Annotated in this window: 5 protein-coding genes; 2 read left to right on the top strand and 3 right to left on the bottom strand. The window is 58.4% G+C overall.

Translation table 11 applies throughout. From position 1 onward, the window contains the following. Positions 1-30 precede the first annotated feature (30 nt). Complete coding sequence (locus ACLD7X_RS15750; protein ID WP_411424626.1) at positions 31-1,095, bottom strand: tyrosine-type recombinase/integrase; 1,065 nt, start codon at positions 1,093-1,095, stop codon at positions 31-33. Between the two features lie 503 nt (positions 1,096-1,598). Next, positions 1,599-2,276, bottom strand: coding sequence for a recombinase family protein (locus ACLD7X_RS15745; protein ID WP_411424625.1), 678 nt, complete (start codon positions 2,274-2,276; stop codon positions 1,599-1,601). 238 nt (positions 2,277-2,514) lie between these two features. Between ACLD7X_RS15745 and ACLD7X_RS15740 the strand changes: the two genes are divergently transcribed. Beyond that, entirely contained in the window at positions 2,515-2,829 is a 315-nt protein-coding gene (locus ACLD7X_RS15740; RefSeq protein WP_411424624.1) for a hypothetical protein, read from the top strand. 68 nt (positions 2,830-2,897) lie between these two features. On the opposite strand, the gene ACLD7X_RS15735 is transcribed toward ACLD7X_RS15740, so the two are convergent. Then, positions 2,898-3,119, bottom strand: a complete 222-nt coding sequence (locus ACLD7X_RS15735) for a hypothetical protein (RefSeq protein ID WP_411424623.1) — start codon at positions 3,117-3,119, stop codon at positions 2,898-2,900. 1,267 nt (positions 3,120-4,386) lie between these two features. Here ACLD7X_RS15735 and ACLD7X_RS15730 point away from each other — a divergent pair. Continuing rightward, positions 4,387-4,999 (top strand): N4-gp56 family major capsid protein (locus ACLD7X_RS15730; RefSeq protein ID WP_411424622.1); only part of this gene is annotated, 613 nt, incomplete at its 3' end.

Genomic DNA, 4,999 nt, shown 5'->3' with positions numbered 1-4,999 from the left:
TACCGTTTACAGGTGCGTTTACACTTTCGTTCACCGTCCGGTCCGCCGAGCCTCTGTGAGCTTAGCGAGAATCACGTCGGTTTCGTCCGGCGAAACGGCTGCATACTTTTCGATCATGTATGACGCCGTCCGGAGCGACCATCCCATGTGCTGCGCGATCTCCTTGAGCGTGAGGCCGGCATTCAGAAGCCTGGTGGCGGCGGTTCCGCGGGTGTCATAGAGCCGAAGGGAATACCCCAAGGTCTTCTCATCAAGTCCCGCCTTGTCGCGCCATTGGCGCAAACCTTCGGAGACTCGATGTTCAGTGAGGGGCTCTCCGCTGGCGTTGGTGAGGATGAGCATTTGCCCGTCCGGCGTCTCTTGCACGACCTTGGTCATGGCAGGAGTCAATGGGATCGTCGCGGTGATCTTCCGCTTGTTGGTTCTGATCTGGATCCGCTGACCGTTCGGGGTAGACTGGATATGCGCTCTTGAAAGCCTGATCAGGTCGCCCGGTCTGAGCCCGGTTTCGCAGGCCGTGATTAGGATGCGCTGGATCCAGGTCGGTGCGATCGCCAATACCGCATTCTGGTCTGAAGAGGACCAGACGATCTCGGCCCGATCCGGGCGATAGACCTTTTCGAAGCCGTCGCAGTGATGCTCACGGATCTTTCTCCCCTTCTTCGCCCAGTTGAGTATGCGTGTGACTACTGCCCCAGCATAGTCATACTGCTTCGGTGAATGCGCCCACGCCTGCCGCCATTCATCGACCTCTATTCGCGACGCGGGTTCTTCGAAGAGCGCGGCAGGGTCGTCCTTGAAAGCCTTGGCGAAACGCAGCGCCCAAAGCCGGTAGTCCTTCCTTGTACGTTCGGCTTTGGGCATCTCACCGCTCGACAGGAAGTCATCGACCATGGTGGTTGCCATGTAGGCTGTGGGCTTCGGCAGGGCCGTCTTCTCTGCGTAGGCCTGATAAAAGGCAGGATCGCTGGGGAAGGCCTTTCCATCGACCCAGAACTTGGGCCCTCCGCGCCAAGCATAGAAATGAAAGCGGACACCGTCCTTGACCGCACGTCGAACACGATGAACCCTCGGGGGCAGCTTAGGCGTTGCCACGGCGCATCCTCCTCTGCTCCGTCAAGCTTGGGACTTGTGGTTCAGCAGGCGCTTGTTCCAATCGCGTCCAGGAAAGCCCCTGAGCTTCATCCAGGCGTCTGCGAACCAAAAGAGGATCGTACCATCCACGACGGCCCGGAACGGGCGTGATCCGCATCATGGCCAGCCAATCGCGGCACGAAGAGTTCGGGCCGGCGTAACCCAGATCATGGGCAAGTTTTTCCAAGGGGATAAGGCGAATGTTCATCAGACCACCGCTTTGCCGAATGGCAGGGGCTGGAGCCCAAAAAGCCACAGCGTCCGCATTTCAGGGGTTGGGTGGGTCAGTACGCAGAACGTGCATTAAGGCGCGCAGGAACTAACCCGAGCCTTGGATGCAAGGCGGTCCTGCACTTGATAGCCGAGGACGTGTAAACGGGCAATGGTTTACCGTCTGGCCCTAACAGCGGTGCGGCCCTTCTGCAACGAAGCCGACGAGCCAAGGGGAAGAAAGGGACGCGGCTTCAAACGAGGAGAAGCTTCTGTCGCAGCCGTTTTACTGATTGCGCCGACCACATGCCTCGGCCGGAGGGCGTGGGTATGCCTTCTTGGTTCAGGCTTTCTGCCAGGCCGCGCAAGGAACGTTGGCCATCGGGATCCAGGCGATCCAACAGGAAGCGGATGTTTTCTGCCTTCTGGCGGGATTTGATGGACCGTGCTTGGCGCGCCTTGGAGGCGTTCTCGGCATTGCCGATGCGACCAACGAACTGCCCATCACGAAAGGCTCCAAGCTGAACGCCTCGGGCCCTTGCAGCCGCAAGGGCAGCTTTCGTCCGATAGGAGATTGCCTCGCGTTCCTGCTCTGCAACGAGAGCCAGGATGCCAACCGTCAGCCGATTTGCGTGAGGATTGTCGGCTGCGATGAATTCGACCCCTGCATCTCGCAAGGAAAGCAGAAAAGCCGCATCGCGGCTCAAACGATCCAGCTTGGCAATGACGAGTCTTGCATTGAAGGCCCGACATAGGGCGATGGCCTCCGCCAGCTTCGGACGATCCCTGCGCTTGCCACTCTCGACCTCTACCAGTTCGCCGATCAGCTGCCAGTTTCCGCCCTTCATGAAATCGGCAACGGCGCGACGCTGCGCTTCGATGCCCAGACCCTCAGCACCTTGCTTTTGGGTCGAAACCCGCAGGTAGGACACAAATCGACCGTCTGCCATGGAACCTCACTGCCATGTCGCGTTTCATCAAATGGTCATATCAAAGAGCGTGACAATCTGGAATCCTAATCTGGCGCATGGAAGACCTTGGATTCTAAAGGGCGCAACCCCTGCAGGAGGGGCACCGTTGCAGTTCGGAACTGTATGCCGAAACATTTTGCGTTGGGCATGAGCAAGCCGATCGGTCATATGTGGACGTCGGCGGTGCTCTGTCCAAGAATTGCGCCGTCGAGGGTTCCCTGCCGAGCCGGCCGACCGGGAATGCTACGGCCTGGTCTCCTTCTGCTACAACGAGCAGGGCTACTTCTCGCTCGCCATGGTTATCTCGCCGGGAGCCAAAGGGAGCACCATCCCCCACGAGTGCTGCCATCTGACCGACTTCATTTTCGACCATGTGGGCATCCCCGGCGGGCCTGAGTCCACCGAGGTCAGGGCTTACCTGACCAGCTTTCTGATCGATGAGACCGAGCGCATCGTTTCCGAGAACCAGAAGAAGCACCCCAGCTTCTACGAGATGGCCCCCGAGCGGAGCTGAGTTTCCTGTCCCCTCAGTGACTGCTCCTGTGTGCCTGAACTCCCCTCCCCTCACCGGGAGGGGTTTTTTCATTTCCGGGCGTAGTCCAGCACCGAGGTCGAGGTCCCGTTGATGATCCAGCGGAGACCCCAGCCGGCTCCATAGGAACCAAGCGATAGGCTTGCAATCAGGGGCAGGTCCTCCAGAACTCCTTTGTCGAAAGGTGCCCCCGCAATCATGACAAGCCCCAGCACAGCTCCAAGGGAACCAAGGACATAGAGGCTCTGAGCAATGCGATCTTTGAGGGTCATGGCGTCAATCCTTCATGAAGTCCAACCCGCAGCCTGCCTGAATAGGATCAGGAAATGAAGGGCTTATAGAGAAATTCCCCGCAAATTTTTAGGCGACTAGGATTGGGAAATGTAGGGCATTAAGCGTTTTTGGTGCAGAGGTCTCAAACAGGGGTAACACCCCCGGCCCTCCCCATTCCAGACCACCCCCCCCCAGTCTGAACACAGCGCTCACGCGCTTGCTCGGGGCTAGCTACCCCATACCCACCCACCCTCATGAGGATCACACCATGGCTTCGCTCATCAACTCCGCTCGCACCTCCACCGCCTCTGTCTTCGGCGTCGTCGGCACACTGGCAGAAACCGCCAGCGGCAGCTGACTACAGAATGGCAGAGGAGACATCTTCCCCCAAAAATGGGCATGTGCGGAGCCGCCAGTTTCCGGAAAACAACTTCAGGGAACCAGCGATGTTCGGAGAGCCGGAGATGAAGAATGCGGTCCATGCTTTCAGCTGGGTTGGTTCCCGAGGCAGTATGTGTCGCGGTCTCTGCTGCGCGAGGCGATCGCCACACTCCAAGGCAGATTGCTGGTCGGGTGATGTGGCAAGTCTGGAGACGGCTTTCGTTTTCGAAGTGGTGGTCAAGCCTTCTGGAACCAGGAGCACCGCTTGGGGTCAGTCCCTATCTGGATCAGATGAATGATGTGTTTCGAAGCCAGATGAGCCGACAGGTGTACAACAGTAGGAGGGGGGGCCCCGATCTCGTTCTGGTTGGAAGACCCAATGAAATTGGGGCTTCCAACAATACCTCCCCCAAGACTCTTCTTTATAGAAGAATCTTACTGAAGAACATGTATGTTATGTAATCACATATGAAGGAGGTGTCAAGGATGTTTTTGGGGGAAGTTGTCCGACCAGGTCGCCATGCCAGAGGACCCCCTCAAAAGGCCGAAAGAGCGGCTCATATATTTGCCAATCCTAGTTTTCCGGTTGGCCTCCCCTTCAAGCGAGAAACGCGAGGACGAAAACCAGTCTTTACGCTCGCCCTACAATCCCCGATCCTATTAGATTCTGCAACTTCTTGGCCTTTAGGCTGCCTTTGGGTAGTTTCAGAACCTCCCGCCAGTTTTCGACTTTAGTTTTATATATGGATTAGGCACGCTATTCTCAGTCGCTTGCGGACCGCACTGCGCTGCTCAACTTGGCAAAAAATATATTCAGTTGCTGTCCATCGTCAGCGCGCGGAAGCTTTAGGCTCCCTTTAGGTTATCATCGACGCCAAGAAGGACATGTATTTCACGCCGCTTGCGGACGTGACGGCCATGCCCAAGCACTTCGGCAAGACGATCAAGGTCTACCAGTACATCCCGCTGCTGGATGACCGCAACGTCAACGACCAGGGCATCGACGCGGCCGGTGCGAGCATCGTCTCGACCGACTGGTTCGTGACCTTCCCGCGTGCCATCATGTCGATCGCCAACGCCTCGGCGGCTGGTGCTGTGACCGCGATCAACGCCAACGTCGGCACCGACACCGTCGCTGCGGCGGGTGCGAACGACTCCGCTGGTGCGGGCTTCGCCACCATCACGCTGACCGGTCCGCTGACGACCAAGTATGCGTCGAGCGGGCAGAAGGACGCCGTCCTGGCGCTGAACCTGGGTGCCTCGGCCCAGGCTGGCCGTGGGAACCTCTATGGCTCCTCGCGGGACGTGGGCTCGATCAGCGGCCGTCTGCCGCTCCTGACGGAGAACGGTGGCCGTGTGAACCGGGTCGGCTTCACCCGTCTGGAACGCTCGGGCTCGATCATCAAGTTCGGCTTCTTCACCGAGTTCACCCAGGAGTCGTTCGACTTCGACACCGACGAGATGCTCTACGAGCACCTCTCGCGTGAAATGGTGACCG

This window comes from Aphanothece microscopica RSMan92, assembly GCF_046613545.2.
Classification (GTDB): Bacteria; Cyanobacteriota; Cyanobacteriia; order PCC-6307; family Cyanobiaceae; genus NIES-981.
Note: the sequence above shows the minus strand (reverse complement) of the source record. Positions and strands in the feature narration are given on the sequence as shown.

Excerpts from the sequence above, each read along its gene's own strand:
- ACLD7X_RS15735 (WP_411424623.1), bottom strand. The coding sequence starts at position 3,119 with ATGACCCTCAAAGATCGCATTGCTCAGAGCCTCTATGTCCTTGGTTCC.